Source organism: Amycolatopsis sp. NPDC005232 (genome assembly GCF_040607795.1).
Lineage (GTDB): Bacteria > Actinomycetota > Actinomycetes > Mycobacteriales > Pseudonocardiaceae > Amycolatopsis.
Genome location: NZ_JBEXHL010000035.1, coordinates 18,704 through 34,285, shown reverse-complemented (window position 1 = coordinate 34,285; position 15,582 = coordinate 18,704). Strand labels below are relative to the sequence as shown.

The following is a 15,582-nucleotide window of genomic DNA, read 5'->3' as shown; positions in this document are numbered from 1 at the left end:
TGTGACGCGGAAGTTAGCGGGTCCGCACGACTTCGCCGCGGAACACCGCCGACAGGTCGTAGCGCGCCGGTTCGTCCAGCTGCGCGTAGCCGCACGACGCCGGTTCCCGGTCCGGGCGCCACCGCTTGAACTGCGCGGTGTGCCGGAACCGCGCGGGCTCGCCGCCCTCGGTGTGCTCGTAACTCACCTCGACCACGCGCTCCAGCTTCAGCGGTACCCACGCGTGCTCGGTCGAGCGCCAGCGCGTGATGCCGCCCGGGATCCGCTGGCCCTCGCGCACGGCGTCGCCCACCCACGGGTGGCCCTCGCCGTCGGTGATCAGCGGGGCCAGCTCCTCGGCCAGCTCACGGCGCCGCTTGACCGGGAACGAGCCGACCACGCCGACGTGGTGCAGCAGCCCATCGGCGTCGTACAGCCCGAGCAGGAACGACCCGACGGCCTCACCCGGCTCGCCGTCGACGTGCCAGCGCAGCCCGGCCAGCACGCAGTCGGCCGTGCGCGAGTGCTTGTACTTGAACAGCACCCGCTTGCCTGGCGAGTACGGCTCGTCGAGCGGCTTGCCGATCACGCCGTCGAGGCCCGCGCCCTCGAACAGCTCGAACCAGTGCCGCGCGGTGTCCGGGTCGGTCGTGGCCGGCGTGAGGTGCACGCCTTCACCCGCGATGCCCTCCAGTCGCGCGCGCCGCGCCGACGTCGGTTCGTCCATGAAGGACTCCGAGCCCAGCGCGAGCACGTCGAACGCCACGAACTCCGCGGGCGTCTCCTTCGCCAGCAGCTGCACGCGGGAGTCGGCCGGGTGGATGCGCTCGGTCAGCGCGTCGAAGTCGAGCTTGCCGCCGCGGCCCACGACCAGCTCGCCGTCGAGCACGACCTGCTCGGGCAGCGTCGCCAGCAGCCGTTCCACGACCTCCGGGAAGTAGCGGTTGAGCGGCTTTTCGGCGCGCGACTGCAGCGTGAGCTCGTCGCCGTCGCGGAAGACCAGGCAGCGGAACCCGTCCCACTTGGGCTCGAACAGCAGTCCGCCGGTGTCGGGGATCGCCTTCGCCGGCTTGGCGAGCATGGGCTTGATCGGAGCCTGCACGGGGAGGGCCATGCGGGCATTCTGTGCGAAACGCGCGGTCAGCGCACGCGTGCCGGGCCCGTCGTGTCGAGTTCGAGCCGCACGGCCGTGGGCAGCGAGTCGAGCCCGAGCGCCTCGCGGGCGCGGGTGAGCACGTACGTGTCGAGGTCGGTCCAGATGCGCCGGACGTCGGTGCCTTCGCTCAGCCACAGCGTCACGCGCAACGCCGGCTCGGCGGACGTGCCGACCGCGCGCGCCCTCGCCCGGGTGACGCCGGCGATGGCCTCGGCGTCGGTCTGCACCGCGCCGGCGAGCGCGCCGGCAGTCACGGTGAGCTCGGCGCCCGGCGTCTCGTCGAGCGCCAGGTCGGGACGGCGTTCGGGGCGCAGCGAGCGGAAGAACCACCACAGCCCCAGCCCGAACAGCAGCACGCCGAGCACGACGGCGCCGATCCGCGCGGACAGCTGGTGCCCGGCCAGCCAGCTCACGGCCATCGGGTCGAGCAGCGGCCGCTGCGCGCGGAACTCGCCGAGCCAGCCCTGTCCGACCACGAGCGCGGCCGCGCCCGCGAGGACCGCGAGCAGGCCAAGCAGGAACGTCAGCGTGCGCTCGGCGCTGTGTGAACGGGCCAGCGCACGGGCCGATGTACGGCTTGCGGTGGAGCGGGTCATCGGCGGTCCTTCGGTGAGTCGACGACCACGGACACCTTCGGCCGGCGCTCGAGCGGGACGTCGTCCAGCACCGTCGCGACGGTCTCCAGCAGCCGCGGCCGCAGCTGTTCCTCGTTCTCCAGCCGGCTGGTCGCGCGCACGCGCACCTTGCGGGCGCTCGCCGTCACGCTCGCGCCGGTGACGTTGGCCTGCGCGCGCACGGCGAGCCCGACCAGGCGCGCGAGTGCTCGCGGCGACGTGCTCACGCAGATCCCTTCGGCCGGGTCGGCCATCCGCACGGCCCGGCTGCCCGCGGTGAGGGCGAACAGCACGAACAGCAGCCCGGCCACGAGCACGACCACCGCCGTGATCCGCACGGACGTGGCGGTCCACGACAGCGCGGCGAGGTCTTCGCGCCAGCGTTCCCACGGCACGATCAGCGGCGCGCGGCCCGGCTGCCACCAGCGCCACCCGACCTCGATCGCCAGCAGGGCCCCGCCGACCGCGACAGCCAGACCGAGCACAGTGGACAGGAACCGCACGAGGAACCGCATCAGCGCACCCGCGGCCGGACGTCGGGCAGCAGCGCGGAAACCGTCACGTTGATCGAGCGCACGTGGTACGCCGTGATCCGCTCGACCTCCTCGGTCACCTTCGCGCGCACGTCACCCGTCACGGTCTGGACCGGCGCCGGGTACCGCAACGCGAGCTCCAGCGCCAGGTCCACGTCGTTGTCCTCGCCGCCGATCTTCGCGCTCGCGCCGGATCGGCCCCGGGTGAGGCCGGCGACGCGGCGTTCGGTCTGCACCGTGCCGGGCACGAGGTCCGCGGCGTGCTGCGCGACCTTGCGCACCACGGCGTGGGCGATGCTGAGGCTGCCGCGCTCCTCGGGTTCGGCCAGGTCGCCGCGCGGCAGGTCGACCGGGAGCGGCTGCCCGGTCACTTGTCGCGGCCCCGGCCGAAGAGGTCGCCGAGGTCGAGCTCGCCGTCGACGACTCGGCCGATGACCAGCCCCACGACCCCCACGGCGAACGTGACCAGGAAGGCGGTGAACCCCTGGGTTGCGGCGAGGCCGAGAATCAGCCCGGCGAGGATCCCGGTCTGCGTTGCGTTCAACGTTTCCTCCTGGTGCTTGGTGGTCGGAGAGTCGCGCGGCGCTATTCCACGCGGGAGGACTCGGGTTCGTCGTCCTCGTCGGGCAGGTGGACGTCGTTGACCGCGATGTTCACCTCGATCACCTCGAGCGCGGTGATCTGCTCCACGGCCTCGATCACGTTGCGCCGCACGGCTCGTGACACCTCGACGATCCGCGCGCCGTACTCCACGACCAGGTCGAGGTCGATCGCCGTCTGCTTCTCGCCCACCTCGACGGCGACGCCCGCGGTGGACGTCGTGCCGGAGCCGGGGATCCGCTCCTTCAGCGCGCCGAACGCGCGCGACACCCCGCCGCCCAGCGCGTGGACGCCGGCGATCTCGCGTGCCGCCAGCCCGGCGACCTTCTGCACCACCAGCGACGAGATCGTGGTCCGGCCCGCGGACCCCTCCTCGTTGAGCGGTGTGGTGATCGCGGTTCCCGGAACATCGGTCCGGCGGGGGCTCGGCTGCACCATGGAGTTCGCTCCTCGCTGTCGGTGGGGGACGGCGCCGCTGGTGTCGGCGCCGGAAGCGTGCCCACTCCTACGATGTCCGAACCGGGGAAAAGCTCACGGCGGGTCACTCGAACGGGTGAGTTCGGCCCGGTGACTGGTCGGTTCGGGGCGAGGAAAAGACCGTGGCCGCCAGGGGATGTGGCCTCGGAACAGCGATTCGGAGATTCAGAGCTTGCGTGCCACGCCACCCGCGATGATCTGCTGCGCGATCGTCGGCTTCGTGTACCGCGGGCCGTCGGGCCACCACTCGGCCACGGGCACGATGTCGGCGTCGCCGGCGGCGCTGGACGGGATGATCTCCAGCTCGTGGAACAGCTCGCGGATCTCGGTCTTGGTGCGCGCGGTGATGTCCCGCATGGAGCCCCGGCGGATGACCTCGAGGGTCGCCTGGAGCGTCGAGTCGTACTCGGAGCCGTCGTCCGGGTCGAGCACGTGGCTGATCACCACGAACGAGCCCGGCGGCAGACGGTCGATGAACTGCTTGGTCACCTCGGCCGGGCGGCCCCGCTCGCCCTTGTAGTGGTGCAGCGCGGCCACGAACAGCAGCGCGATCGGCTGCGACCAGTCGAGCGCGCCGAGCACCTCGGGGTTGTCGAGGATGCTTTCGGGCTCGAAGATGTCGGCCTGCACGAACTTCGTGTTGTTGTTCTCCTCCAGCAGTGCGCGCCCGTGGGCGGCCACGACCGGGTCGTAGTCGACGTAGACGACCGTCGCCTCGGGGTGGATCCGCTGCACCACCTGGTGCACGTTCTCGGCGGTCGGCAGGCCCGAGCCGCAGTCGAGGAACTGGCGCACCTCGGTGTTGTTCGCGAGGAAGCGGCACACGCGGGTCAGGAAGTTGCGGTTCTCCCAGGCGACGTCGGGCACCTCGGGCATCGCGGCGATGATCCGCTCGGCCTCGTGACGGTCGACGTCGAAGTTGTCCTTGCCACCCAGCAGGTAGTCGTACACACGCGCCACGAACGCTCGGGTCGGGTCCACTCCCACGGGGGTGTTTTCCGCTTCGAGCACCACGCGATCCTCCTGATGGCGAGACAGACTGGACACAGTGACTGACGCGGCACCGAGGGTAGCTCCGCCAGGTGGAGGGCCGAAAGTCGACCGCGCGGGGTTGCTCCGCTTGGCCGGTGAGCGCTGGTTCCTCAGCCGGGACGCACGTCGACGACGTGGACGTTGACCCGCGGCGGCCGCGCCCGCAGCAGCCGGGTGAGCTCCGCGGTCAGGCAGTGCTGCAGCACGCGCGCGGCTTCGTCGGCGACCACGCCGAACCGGATCGTGGCCAGGATCTGCAGCTCGCCGTCGGCCAGGGCGACGGCGGAAACCGTGACGCCGTCGACGTCTTCGGCTTGATCGGTGGCCACGGTGCGGGCCAGGCGGACCAGCGCGGCTTCCGAAACGGTCAGCACGCCGTCGTCGCACGGCAGCTGGAGCGGCGGGCCCTGGCGGACGACGGTCAGCGAGCGGAGCACGCGGCCGACCAAGCCGGGCGGCGTCGCGACGTGACGGCGGGCGGCGGCACGCACGAGGTCCCAGCGAGGATCCCGTTCGGTGTCCTCCGGGCCGCCGGCGCCCTCGTCCGTCATCACCGCTCCCTCAGCTGGCCGAGCAGCGCCACCCTGGCCCGGTGCAGGCGCGAGCGCAAGGCCGGGACGCCGACTTCGAGTACTTCGGCCACTTCTTCATAGCTGAGCCCCTCGAGTTCGCGCAGCACGAGCGGTACGCGCTGCGCCACGTCGAGCCGGGCGATCGCCCGCAGCACGGCGTCCACCTGCTCGGCGTGCACGACCTGGCGTTCGGGCGTGCCGTCGGCGACGAGGTCCGGTGCCTCGGCGATCGACACGCTTTCGATCGACACGGTGGGGCGGTGGCGGCGCAGCAGGTCGAGGGCGCCGTTGGTGACCACGCGGTAGAGCCACGTGGACACCGCCGACTCGTGGCGGAACGTCGCGAGCGACCGCCACGCGGCCAGCCACGCCTCCTGCACCACGTCCTCGGCCTCGGCCGGGCTGCCGGTGATGCGCAGCGCGACGCGGTACATCATCGGCGTGTGCCGGCGCACCAGCGTGTCGAACGCGGCGTGGTCACCCGCCGCCGCGGCCGCGACGAGCGCCTCGCTGTCGGCCATCAGCGGCGACCCCGCCGGTAGCGCAGCAGCGTGAAGCCGTCGTCCACGAGGATCGACGCGAGCTCCATCCGGCGCGGCGGCCGCGCGACCGGTCCCGCCGCGATGCGGCTCGCGTCGCCGCCGACGAGCAGCGGGGCGACGGTGAGGCAAAGCTGGTCGACGAGGTCGGCCGCGATCATCGCCGCGAACAACCCAGGCCCGCCTTCGCAGTCCACGCGCCGCAGGCCGCGTTCGGCCAGCATCGCCAGCGCTCTCGGCAGATCCACGTCTTCGTCACCGGCCACGAGCACGTCGGCTCCGGCCTCCCGCACCGCCGCGGTGTCGGCGCGCGAAGTGGTGACGACCAACGGCGGCACGCGCGTGTCGGTGAACAGCGGGCCCGCCGGGTCGAGCGAACCCGTCCGCGTGACGACGGCGATGGGCGGCACCGGCGCCAGACCCAGCCGCGCGCGCCGGGCCGAGCGCACCGCGTTGGTCCGGGCGCCGCGGTAGTTCTCGGCGCGCGCGGTGCCGCCGCCGACGAGGATCACGTCGGCGAGGTCGCGCGCGAGCAGGAACACACGGCGGTCGGCCGGGTGCGAAAGGCCCTTCGACAGCTCGTCCACGGCCACCGCGCCGTCGGCCGACGCCACGAAGTTGACCTGCACGAACGGGTCGGTCAGGTCTTCGGGGTAGCCGTAGACGCGCTCCAGATCCTCGTCGGACAAAGGCCCGGTCCCGCCCGGTGATGGTGGCCACACGCTCCGCACGCCCGCTATCCCAGCACGGGCCCCGACCCGGCCCCGACCGGGGGATACCCGGGTGCGGACACCCGGACCGCCCGCGCGCGGGGCCTGGCTAGGCTCTGCAGCCATGCCCGCAGCTGCCCTGACGGACCGGTTTCCCGAGCTCGGGGCCGACGAGCTGATCTCCTCGCTGGTGCCGCCGCCGCGGTTCGGCGAGGCGCGGTTCTCCACGTACCTCCCGAACCCCGACGAGCCGAGCCAGGCCGCCGCCGTGAAGTCGTGTTCGGCGTTCGCCGGGCGCATCGCGGACCGGCCGGCGAAGAAGTCGCGGCTGCGTTCCTTCTTCGGCGGCGGCGAGGCCGCCCCGGCCGGGCCGATGGGCCTCTACCTCGACGGCGGGTTCGGCGTGGGCAAGACCCACCTGCTCGCGTCGGCGTGGCACGACGCGCCTTCGCCCAAGGCGTACGGCACCTTCGTGGAGCTCACGCACCTCGTCGGGGCGCTCGGGTTCGCCGAGGCCGTGCGGCGGCTGTCGGAGCACCGGCTGCTGGCGATCGACGAGTTCGAGCTCGACGACCCCGGCGACACCACGCTCGTGAGCCGGCTGCTCCAGGAGCTCACCGACGCGGGCGTGTACATCGCCGCGACGTCCAACACGTTGCCCGACAAGCTCGGCGAGGGCCGCTTCGCCGCCGAGGACTTCCTGCGTGAGATCCAGGCGCTCTCCCGCCGCTTCGAAGTGGTTCGCGTGGACGGGCCGGACTACCGCCACCGCGGTCTGCCCGACGCGCCCCCGCCGGTGAGCGACGAGGAGCTCGACGCGTCGGCCGCCGCACACGAGGGGTCCACTGTGGACGAGTTCGATGCGCTCGTGGCGCACCTCGCGAAGCTGCACCCGTCGCGCTACGGAAAGCTGCTCGACGGAGTGCGGCGCGTGCACCTCAAGCACGTGACGCCGGCGCCGGACCAGAACGTGGGGCTGCGGCTCGTGGCGTTCGCCGACCGGCTCTACGACCGCGCGATCCCCGTCGTGGTGTCGGGTGTGCCGCTGCCGGAGCTGTTCACCGAGGAGATGGTGAACGGCGGCTACCGCAAGAAGTACCTGCGGGCGGTCAGCCGGCTGACGGCGCTGGCACGCGACGCGGTGTGACGGCGCGCAGCCCGGTCACCACGGCGGTGGCGAAGAACGTGCCGCCGACGATGTCGGTGAGGTAGTGGTAGCCGAGGCCGATCATGCCGATCGCCGCGCAGCACAGGAGAACCACGCTGAGCACGACGGTGACCACCTTCGGCTTTGCCACCAGGACCAGCACCACGAGCACGGTCACCAGGCTCACCGTGTGGCCGCTGGGGTAGACGAGGATGTCGTTCTTCCAGCGGTCGAACAGCGGCTTGAGGACCCAGGTGTTGAGCGCGAGGGCGAGCGCCGGGCCCGCGACGGCCAGCAGCGCGTCCGTGCGGCGACGCAGGTAGAGGCAGGTGCCGGCGATGACCACGATGGCCGGGATCAGCACGTACGGCTCGGTCGGCAGCACGAGCACGTTCAGCGTGGTGTGGCTCAGGCCGGCGATCGCTTGCGCGGCGCCCGCGTCGAGTGCGCCGGGGGAGTGCCCGCCCGCGTAGACGAGTCCCAGTGCGACGGTCACCAGCGCGCAGAGCACGGCGACGAGCGCCAGAATGCGGCTCACGGTCCTCCCCTCCCCGGAGCGAGCCTACGCGGATGGCGGGTGGCGCCGGTGGCCCGGCTTCGGCCACGATCACGGGCGGGAGCACGAGCGGAGGGAGCGGCATGCGGATCACCGTGACCGGCGGCGGAGTCGTCGGGCTGAGCTGCGCGTACCGGCTGGCCGAGGCGGGCCACAGCGTGACGGTCGTGACGGCGGGCAAACCGGCGGAGACGACGTCGGCCGTGGCGGGCGGGCTGATCTACCCGCCGGTGGTGCGGCCGGACGAGCGCGTGGTGCGCTGGACCGAGACCACTGTCGGCGTGTACCGCTCGCTGCTCGCCGCGCCCGGGATCCGTTTCCTGCCGGGCTGGATCCGCGTCCCGGAAGACGTGCCCGACCCGCGCTGGCTCACCGCGATGACCGACGTGTCGCGCGAGGGCTCGGTGCTCGCCTTCACCACAGCGCTCGTGGACACGCCGGTGTACCTGACGTGGCTGGCCGAGCAGGTTGCCGCGCTGGGCGTGCGCACCGAGTACCGCACGGTCACCTCGCTGGCCGACCTCGACGCCGACGTGGTCGTGAACGCCACCGGCCTCGCCGGCGGCACCCTCGCGGGCGACGACACGCTCGTCCCGGTGCGTGGCCAGGTCGTGCACCTCGCCGACCCGGGGCTTACGTCGTGGTCGGTCGAAGAGGCCGACGGCGACCTGACGTACGTGATCCCGCACGGCCGCCACGTCGTGTGCGGTGGCACCGAGGAGATCGGCCGCAGCGACCTCGAGCCGGACTCCGCCGTGGCGGCCGCGATCGTGCGCCGGTCCCGGGAGCTGGAACCGCGGTTGGCCGACGCCGCCGTGCTCGGCACGCGCGTGGGGCTGCGGCCGGGGCGGCCGAGCGTGCGGCTGGAGCGTGTCGGCGACGTCGTCCACTGCTACGGCCACGGAGGCGCGGGGATCACGCTGGCGTGGGGCTGTGCGGAGGATGTGGCTTCGCTGGTCGCCTAGAGCGGGCAACTTGGACTTCTGCATTCATCCCCGGGCTGCTGCGGGGATGGCGTTGTCGATGAGGACGGCAGCGATGGCGGCGGCTGTGGTGAACACGTCGGTGTTGAGGACTCGGGTGCGGGCCGCGGCGCCGTCCAGGAGCAGCGCCAGTTGCTCGCCGAGTTGTTCGGGGTTGGTGGCGCCGGCCTCGCGGGCGGTTTCGGTGAGCCGAGCGGCAAAGGCTTTCTTGTAGTCGCCGGCGTACACGCGTGCCGGGTGGCCCGGGTCGGGGATTTCGACGGCCGCCTGGATGAATGGGCACAGGGGCGCGTGCACGTCGAACACGGCAAGGAGTCGTTCGCGAGGCGTGAGATCGGTGCGGTCGAACACTTCGGGCAGGATGTCGGGATCAAATCGGTGCAGGCATTCGGCGATCAGCTCGTCCTTGCCGGCGAAGTGCTGGTAGAGCGTGCGTTTGGATACCTCAGCCACCGCGCTGAGCTGGTCCATGCCGGTGCAGTTGATGCCCTGATCGCGGAACAGTTGTTGTGACGCGCTGAGGATGCGCTCTCGTGCGCCCCTGCCGCGGCGCAGGCCTCGCGGCCCCTTCTCCAAGTCTGTCACACGCCCAGCGTAGCCCACCCGGGTACCGATCGGTGTGCATAGCTTGCACCCTGCGCGTCGGTTCGCTACGTTAAGTACGCAGATCGGTGTACATAACATCAGCAGGGCAAGTGAAATGGAGTTGTTGTGGGAAAGCTCGATGGCAAGGTAGCGGTGATCACCGGCGGATCCACCGGCATGGCACTGGCCGGCGCCAAGCTCTTCGTCGAGCAAGGAGCTCACGTCTTCATCCAGGCTCGGCGGCAGGAAGCATTGGACGACGCCGTCAAGCTGATCGGCCGCAACGTCACCGCCGTGCAGGGCGACGCAGCGGACCTGGACGACCTGGACCGCTTGTACGACACCGTCAAGCGGGAAAAGGGCTCGATCGACGTGGTGTGGGCCAGCGCGGGGACGGGCGAACCCGCCGTCCTCGGTGAGATCACCGAGGAACAGTTCCACCGCGCCTTCTGGCTCAACGCGCGCGGCACCCTGTTCACCGTCCAAAAGGCACTGCCACTGATCAACGACAACGGGTCGATCTTCATGACCGGATCCAACGCCTCACTCGGCGCCTTCCCCGGCTGGAGCCTTTACGCGGGAAGCAAAGCCGTCCAGCAGGCCTGGGCCCGCGTCTGGCTCAACGAACTGCGCGACCGCAATATTCGGGTCAACGTCCTGACCCCCGGCCAGGTCGCCACCGCCAAACAGGAAGAACTGTTCGACGAGGCCACCAAGGCCGCATTCGAGTCCCTCATCCCCCGCGGAGAGATGGGCCGCCCCGAAGAAATCGCCACCGTCGCCCTGTTCCTCGCCTCCGACGACTCCAGCTACGTCAACGGCCTGGAACTCGTGACCGACGGCGGCGCCACCGCCATCTGACCCACACAGACATCTGACCCACGCAGAAGAGAGCACACCTCATGAGCAGCATCACCCTCATCGGTACGGGAAACATGGCCCGTACCATCGGCACACTCGCGGTGGCGGGCGGCAACACCGTCGAGGTGATCGGCCGCGACGCGGCCAAATCCACGGCCCTGGCCAAGACGCTCGGCGGCGGCGCCACGGCCGGGACATTCGGTGCCGCCCCGGCCGGCGACATCGTCATCCTCGCGGTGCTGTCCGACAGCGCCGTGCCTGTCGTCCACGAGTTCCGGGACGGGCTGGCCGGCAAGATCATCGTCGACATCACCAACCCCTTCAACGCCACCGGCACCGGGCTGGCCATCCCCCACAACACCTCCATCGCCCAAAGCGTGGCCGAGGCCGCGCCCGCGAGCGCCCATGTCGTGAAGGCGTTCAACACCCTTTTCCGCCACGTCCTGGCCCAAGGCGGCGCCGTGGACGTGTTCATGGCCGGCGACGATGCGCAGGCCAAGGCGAGCGTGTCAACGTTCATCGAGAGCCTCGGACTGCGCCCGCGGGACACCGGCGACCTGAGCATGGCCCACTGGGTAGAGGGAGCGGGCGTGTTGACGATGGGCTTGGCCCGCTACGGCGTGGGGAACTTCGACTTCTCCCTCGGCATCAACAACCTCGGCTGAGCTACCGCCACATCCGGCACGCGGGTTTTCAGGTAGCCGCTGTTGTTCGCGCGGCTCTGGAGCACGTACGCGGCTCGGGGAGTTCGTTCTCCGGCATCGGCCGGTTCCGCTTCAGCCGGTGAACTCCGCGTGGTCAGCCTCCGTCTGATCGGCGTAACGCAGCGCGTACGCCCCGATCGCCTCGTCCAGGTCTTCGTCGTCGGCGAAATACCCGGCGAGCAGCTGGGGGTGCAGCGAGCGCGTGTGGGCGCGGGCGAGCAGGGCGCCGGCGAGGCGGCCGTAGTCGTCGAGGTGGTTCTCGCGCAGGGCGGCCGGGTCGATGGCGCCCTTGAGGTTGCGGAACTGGCGGACCACGAAGGGGATGCCGTCGATCGTCGTCCAGCCCAGGAGGATGTCGGTCTCGGCCTGGACGAGGCGGGCGCCGTCGACGATGCGGCGGCCTTCGTGGTCGGCGGGGGAGAGGCCGAGGTAGGGCGCCAGCGCCGAGGGCTGCGCCTGTTTCACTTGCAGCACCAGGTCTTCGTCCTCGTTGCCGTGCAGCAGCACGACGTAGCTGCGCAGCCCGACGCTGCCCGTGCCGACCACGCGGAACGCGACGTCGGCCACGCGGTAGCGAGACACGAGCGTGCGCCGCGACTCGCGCAGGGTGTCCACATAGGACGCCAGCCCGGCGACGACCGCGGCGGCCGTCGTGTCGTCGACGTGGGTGAGCACCGGCGGGTCCTCGACGAACCGGTGGCGCGCCAGGCCGGTCTCGTGGTCGTCGACGTGGCGGGTCCACTTGGCCACCACCTTGGCGCTGGTGTTGCGGCGCGCCTTTTCCTCGGCTTCGGCGAAGTCGTCGATCAGCTCGTCGGCCCGCGCTCGCGACACGGCCGACGCGTCGGGCAGCGCGTTCCACGATTGCAGGAACGGCAGCTGCGCCAGCGCGCGGATCGTGCGGCGGTAGGACTTCACCGCGTCCTCCGCGGCATCGCGGCAAGCCGCCTCGCCGATCCCGCCCTCGCGCCCGGCGAGCACGAGGCTGGCCGACAGCCGTTTGAGGTCCCACTCCCACGGCCCGGGCGCGGTTTCGTCGAAGTCGTTGACGTCCATCACGATCCGGCCCTCGGGCGTGCCGTACAGCCCGAAATTGGCCGCGTGCGCGTCACCGCACAGCTGCGCCGTCAGCCCCGACGACGGCGACCCCGCGAGGTCCGCCGCCATCAATCCGGCCGCCCCGCGAAAGAACGTGAACGGCGACGCCGCCATCCGCTCGCGCCGCAGCTCCACCAGCTCGGGCAGCCGCCCCGCGTTGCTCGCCGCGAAGTACTCCTGCACGCCCGGCCGGCCCGCACCCGCCGCCGCGTGGTCGTGCGCCTCGACCGGCGCCCGCGCCCGCAGCTGCTTGCCGCGGGCGTACAACTGCGCCGGGTCGACGTCGTCCGTGCCGACCAGCGGGCGTTCCACCCAGTCCCCTCGTCCCATACCGGACTCAACGAGCGAACCGGGCGAAACGCTCCCGCGAACGGACTAGCCGCGCACCACCTGGGCGATCGCGTCGATGCCACGGTCGAGCTCCTCGCGGCTGATCACCAGCGGGGGAGCGATGCGCAGCGTGTGGTCGTGCGTCTCCTTGCACAGCACGCCCAGCCCGGCGAGCGCTTCGGAAGCAGCCCGGCCCGCAGGGCCGCCCGGAGCGATGTCCACCCCCGCCCACAGACCGCGGCCGCGAACCGTCGACAGGCCGTGGCCGACCAAGGCCGACAGGCGTTCATGCAGGTGCGCGCCCAGTTCGATGGAACGCCGCTGGTACTCCCCGGTCTGCAAGAGCCGCACCACGGCGCGGCCGACGGCACAGGCCACCGGGTTCCCGCCGAACGTCGAGCCGTGCTCGCCCGGCTTCAGCACACCCAGCACGTCGCGGCTGCCGACCACGGCGGACACGGGCAGGATGCCGCCGCCGAGGGCCTTGCCGAGGGTGTAGACGTCGGCGCGCACGCCCTCCTGGTCCAGGGCCAGCACGGTGCCCGTCCGGGCGAGGCCCGACTGGATCTCGTCGGCGATGAGCAGCACGCCGTTCTCGTCGCAGGCGCGGCGCACGTCGGCGAAGTAGCCGGCCGGCGGCACGATCACGCCGGCCTCGCCTTGCACCGGTTCCAGCAGGACCGCGGCCGTGCGGGGAGTGATGGCGGCGCGCAGGGCGGCCGCGTCGCCGTAGGGGACCGTGACGAAGCCCGGCGTGAACGGGCCGAAGCCGGCACGCGCGGTCTCGTCGGTGGAGAACGAGACGATCGTGGTGGTGCGGCCGTGGAAGTTCGAGCCGGCGACCACGATCTCGGCCGTGCCGTCGGGCACGCCCTTGACCTGGTGCGCCCACTTGCGCGCCACCTTCACCGCCGACTCCACGGCCTCGGCGCCGGAGTTCATCGGCAGCACCATCTCGGTGCCCGTCAGCTCGGCGAGCTCGCGGCAGAACAACCCGAGCTGGTCGTGGTGGAACGCGCGCGAGGTCAGCGTGACCCGGCCCAGCTGCTCCACGGCCGCGGCGATCAGGGCGGGGTGGCGGTGGCCGAAGTTCAGGGCCGAGTATCCGGACAGGAAGTCGAGGTAGCTCTTGCCCTCGACGTCGGTAACCGTCGCGCCCTCGGCTTCGGCGATCACGACGGGCAGCGGGTGGTAGTTGTGCGTGCTCCACCGCTCGTCGAGCTCGATGAAGCCGTCGGCGGAGGCAGGGATGGCGGTCTCCCGACCGGCGAGCGTCGTCATGCGTTCAGGCTAGATCCAACGGGCGGGGACTTCAGCCGGGAAACGTTGCTTTCACCCGGTGTTCGTTGCGTAGTCAGGCGGTTCGACCGGCGAATCGATGCGTGGCGTTGACGGCCGTCGTTGGTAAGCTGTAACTTACCGTTCGTGGCGACTTACGGAAGCAACCAGCTCTCCGCCCTCGCCGACCCGTCGCGGCGCGCGATCTTCGAAGCGCTTCGCGACGGGCCGCGCGCGGTGGGGGAGCTGGCCGCGACGTTGCCGATCAGCCGTCCGGCGGTCTCGCAGCACCTGAAGGTGCTCAAGGAGGCGGGCCTGGTCGTCGACCAGGCGGCCGGGACGAAACGGCTGTACCGGCTACGCCCCGAAGGGATCGCCGCGCTGCGCGCCTACCTCGACGAGATGTGGTCGGACGCGCTGAGTTCGTTCGCGAAGCAAGCCGAAGCCACCGCCCCCGACCGAGGAAGCGAAGAGCCATGACACTCGAACCGATCCGCAAGACGATCACCGTCGCCTGCTCGCGCGAGCACGCGTTCAAGGTCTACACCGAGGGTTTCGACAGCTGGTGGCCCCGCGAACACCACCTGGGCGAGTCCGAGCTCGTCGAGGTGGTCCTAGAAGCAGGGGAAGGCGGGCGCTGGTACGAGCGGCTCACCGACGGGTCCGAGTGCGTGTGGGGCCACGTGCTCGCTTGGGAGCCACCCGGCCGAGTAGTTCTGTCGTGGCAGATCGACGGGGACTGGAAGATCGATCCGGACCCGACACGCGCGAGCGAGATCGAGGTTGTTTTCACCGAGGAGGGGCCCGGGACCACGCGAGTCGAGGTCGAACACCGCGCGTTCGAGCGGCACGGCGCCACTGCCGAGAAGGTCCGCGACGGTGTGAACACCGAGGGCGGCTGGAACGGACTGCTGAAACTCTTCGCCGCGAAGGCCGCTTCCTGAGGTTATCGTCGCCGGATGGCGAAGAAGGACAACGGGACCCGGGTCCGCGACGCGCTCCGTGCCATGGCGGAGCTGCCGGATCCGGGGTCCTCACCCGTCGGGCCGGGCAAGAAGGGCAAGGGCGAGAAGAAACTCACCACCGCCGGCGAGCGGCTCGACACCCTGCAGGAGGCGCTGTACGCCGAGGGCACGAGCGGCGGCGGCCGCAGCGTGTTGCTCGTGCTGCAGGGCATGGACACCTCCGGGAAGGGCGGCACCGTCCGGCACGTGCTGGGCCTGGTGAACCCGATGGGCGTGCGCTACAAGGGCTTCAAGGTGCCCACCCCCGCCGAACGCCGCCACGATTTCCTGTGGCGCATCCGCAGGGAGCTGCCGGCGTCGGGCCAGATCGGCGTGTTCGACCGGTCGCACTACGAGGACGTGCTCGTGCCCCGCGTGTCCGGTCTGCTGACCGCGGCCGAGCGGCGCAGCCGGATCTCGCAGATCAACGCGTTCGAGAAAGAGGTCGTGGCGGGTGGCACCACGATCGTCAAGGCGTTCCTGCACATCTCGCCCGAGGAACAGCTGCGCCGGCTCGTCTCGCGGCTGGAACGGCCGGAGAAGATCTGGAAGTTCGCGCCGTCCGACGTCGAGGCCCGCGGCCGCTGGGACGCCTACGCGCAGGCATACGCCGACCTGCTCGCGCGCACGTCCACCGAGCACGCGCCGTGGTACGTCGTGCCGGCCGACCGCAAGTGGTACCGCAACTGGGCTGTCGCCGAGCTGCTGATCGAGACGATGACGGAGATGGCGCCGCAGTTCCCGGAGCCGCACTTCGACGTCGCCGAGCAGCTGGCGATGCTGAAGGGTGATGGCGTGCCGGCCTGATCGTCTGGAAGAGTGCG

Annotated in this window: 21 protein-coding genes; 7 read left to right on the top strand and 14 right to left on the bottom strand. The window is 71.3% G+C overall.

The features are described 5' to 3' along the window. Positions 1–13: 13 nt before the first annotated feature. From ABZU76_RS41635 to ABZU76_RS41590, 10 genes are all read right to left on the bottom strand, one after another. Positions 14–1,093: an ATP-dependent DNA ligase gene (locus tag ABZU76_RS41635; protein WP_354880817.1), complete on the bottom strand. Its 1,080-nt coding sequence runs from the start codon at positions 1,091–1,093 to the stop codon at positions 14–16. A gap of 26 nt (positions 1,094–1,119) precedes the next feature. Then, complete coding sequence (locus ABZU76_RS41630) at positions 1,120–1,731, bottom strand: alkaline shock response membrane anchor protein AmaP (protein ID WP_354880814.1); 612 nt, start codon at positions 1,729–1,731, stop codon at positions 1,120–1,122. Then, a complete protein-coding gene (locus tag ABZU76_RS41625) occupies positions 1,728–2,264 on the bottom strand; it encodes a DUF6286 domain-containing protein (RefSeq protein WP_354880811.1) in 537 nt (178 codons plus the stop codon). Before ABZU76_RS41625 ends, ABZU76_RS41630 begins: the two co-directional genes overlap by 4 nt. After that, entirely contained in the window at positions 2,264–2,653 is a 390-nt protein-coding gene (locus ABZU76_RS41620) for an Asp23/Gls24 family envelope stress response protein (protein WP_354880808.1), read from the bottom strand. The genes ABZU76_RS41625 and ABZU76_RS41620 overlap by 1 nt, the downstream gene beginning before the upstream one ends. Beyond that, entirely contained in the window at positions 2,650–2,826 is a 177-nt protein-coding gene (locus ABZU76_RS41615) for a hypothetical protein (RefSeq protein WP_220238397.1), read from the bottom strand. Before ABZU76_RS41615 ends, ABZU76_RS41620 begins: the two co-directional genes overlap by 4 nt. 41 nt (positions 2,827–2,867) lie before the next feature. Further along, positions 2,868–3,320 carry an Asp23/Gls24 family envelope stress response protein gene (locus ABZU76_RS41610; RefSeq protein ID WP_220238398.1) on the bottom strand — a complete coding sequence of 151 codons (453 nt, stop codon included), beginning with the start codon at positions 3,318–3,320 and terminating at the stop codon, positions 2,868–2,870. Positions 3,321–3,524: 204 nt separating this feature from the next. Beyond that, complete coding sequence (locus ABZU76_RS41605; RefSeq protein ID WP_354880968.1) at positions 3,525–4,370, bottom strand: SAM-dependent methyltransferase; 846 nt, start codon at positions 4,368–4,370, stop codon at positions 3,525–3,527. Between the two features lie 131 nt (positions 4,371–4,501). Continuing rightward, entirely contained in the window at positions 4,502–4,942 is a 441-nt protein-coding gene (locus ABZU76_RS41600; RefSeq protein WP_354880805.1) for a hypothetical protein, read from the bottom strand. Next, on the bottom strand, positions 4,942–5,484 hold the full coding sequence (locus ABZU76_RS41595; RefSeq protein ID WP_354880802.1) for a sigma-70 family RNA polymerase sigma factor: 543 nt from the start codon (positions 5,482–5,484) through the stop codon (positions 4,942–4,944). The genes ABZU76_RS41600 and ABZU76_RS41595 overlap by 1 nt, the downstream gene beginning before the upstream one ends. Further along, the gene (locus ABZU76_RS41590; protein WP_354880799.1) at positions 5,484–6,233 is read right to left on the bottom strand and encodes a pyrimidine reductase family protein; all 750 of its coding nucleotides are present in this window, start codon (positions 6,231–6,233) and stop codon (positions 5,484–5,486) included. The genes ABZU76_RS41595 and ABZU76_RS41590 overlap by 1 nt, the downstream gene beginning before the upstream one ends. Before the next feature lie 103 nt (positions 6,234–6,336). Between ABZU76_RS41590 and zapE the strand changes: the two genes are divergently transcribed. Then, positions 6,337–7,359 (top strand): cell division protein ZapE, encoded by a 1,023-nt coding sequence (gene zapE / locus ABZU76_RS41585; protein ID WP_354880796.1) that lies wholly within the window; start codon positions 6,337–6,339, stop codon positions 7,357–7,359. On the opposite strand, the gene ABZU76_RS41580 is transcribed toward zapE, so the two are convergent. Next, positions 7,322–7,897 carry a phosphatase PAP2 family protein gene (locus ABZU76_RS41580; RefSeq protein ID WP_354880793.1) on the bottom strand — a complete coding sequence of 192 codons (576 nt, stop codon included), beginning with the start codon at positions 7,895–7,897 and terminating at the stop codon, positions 7,322–7,324. The two genes, zapE and ABZU76_RS41580, sit on opposite strands and share 38 nt — an antisense overlap. 101 nt (positions 7,898–7,998) lie before the next feature. On the opposite strand from ABZU76_RS41580, the gene ABZU76_RS41575 reads away from it, so the two are divergent. After that, the gene (locus tag ABZU76_RS41575; RefSeq protein WP_354880790.1) at positions 7,999–8,880 is read left to right on the top strand and encodes an FAD-dependent oxidoreductase; all 882 of its coding nucleotides are present in this window, start codon (positions 7,999–8,001) and stop codon (positions 8,878–8,880) included. A gap of 24 nt (positions 8,881–8,904) precedes the next feature. On the opposite strand, the gene ABZU76_RS41570 is transcribed toward ABZU76_RS41575, so the two are convergent. Further along, complete coding sequence (locus ABZU76_RS41570) at positions 8,905–9,483, bottom strand: helix-turn-helix domain-containing protein (RefSeq protein WP_354880965.1); 579 nt, start codon at positions 9,481–9,483, stop codon at positions 8,905–8,907. 126 nt (positions 9,484–9,609) lie between these two features. Between ABZU76_RS41570 and ABZU76_RS41565 the strand changes: the two genes are divergently transcribed. Together ABZU76_RS41565 and ABZU76_RS41560 are read left to right on the top strand one after the other, a co-directional pair. Then, positions 9,610–10,344, top strand: a complete 735-nt coding sequence (locus ABZU76_RS41565; protein ID WP_354880787.1) for an SDR family oxidoreductase — start codon at positions 9,610–9,612, stop codon at positions 10,342–10,344. A gap of 41 nt (positions 10,345–10,385) precedes the next feature. After that, entirely contained in the window at positions 10,386–11,009 is a 624-nt protein-coding gene (locus tag ABZU76_RS41560) for an NAD(P)-binding domain-containing protein (RefSeq protein ID WP_354880784.1), read from the top strand. A 111-nt stretch (positions 11,010–11,120) separates the two neighbouring features. Here the strand turns inward: ABZU76_RS41560 and ABZU76_RS41555 are convergent, their stop codons facing one another. Both ABZU76_RS41555 and rocD read right to left on the bottom strand, forming a co-directional pair. Continuing rightward, on the bottom strand, positions 11,121–12,476 hold the full coding sequence (locus tag ABZU76_RS41555) for a DUF2252 domain-containing protein (RefSeq protein ID WP_354880781.1): 1,356 nt from the start codon (positions 12,474–12,476) through the stop codon (positions 11,121–11,123). 45 nt (positions 12,477–12,521) lie between these two features. Next, a complete protein-coding gene (gene rocD, locus ABZU76_RS41550) occupies positions 12,522–13,757 on the bottom strand; it encodes an ornithine--oxo-acid transaminase (protein WP_354880778.1) in 1,236 nt (411 codons plus the stop codon). A 144-nt stretch (positions 13,758–13,901) separates the two neighbouring features. On the opposite strand from rocD, the gene ABZU76_RS41545 reads away from it, so the two are divergent. Genes ABZU76_RS41545 through ABZU76_RS41535 form a run of 3 tightly spaced genes read left to right on the top strand, consistent with a single transcriptional unit; the run spans position 13,902 to position 15,565 of the window. Continuing rightward, complete coding sequence (locus ABZU76_RS41545) at positions 13,902–14,234, top strand: metalloregulator ArsR/SmtB family transcription factor (protein ID WP_354880775.1); 333 nt, start codon at positions 13,902–13,904, stop codon at positions 14,232–14,234. Further along, positions 14,231–14,698, top strand: a complete 468-nt coding sequence (locus tag ABZU76_RS41540; protein WP_354880772.1) for an SRPBCC family protein — start codon at positions 14,231–14,233, stop codon at positions 14,696–14,698. The genes ABZU76_RS41545 and ABZU76_RS41540 overlap by 4 nt, the downstream gene beginning before the upstream one ends. A 15-nt stretch (positions 14,699–14,713) precedes the next feature. After that, positions 14,714–15,565, top strand: a complete 852-nt coding sequence (locus ABZU76_RS41535; RefSeq protein WP_354880769.1) for a PPK2 family polyphosphate kinase — start codon at positions 14,714–14,716, stop codon at positions 15,563–15,565. Positions 15,566–15,582: the final 17 nt, after the last annotated feature.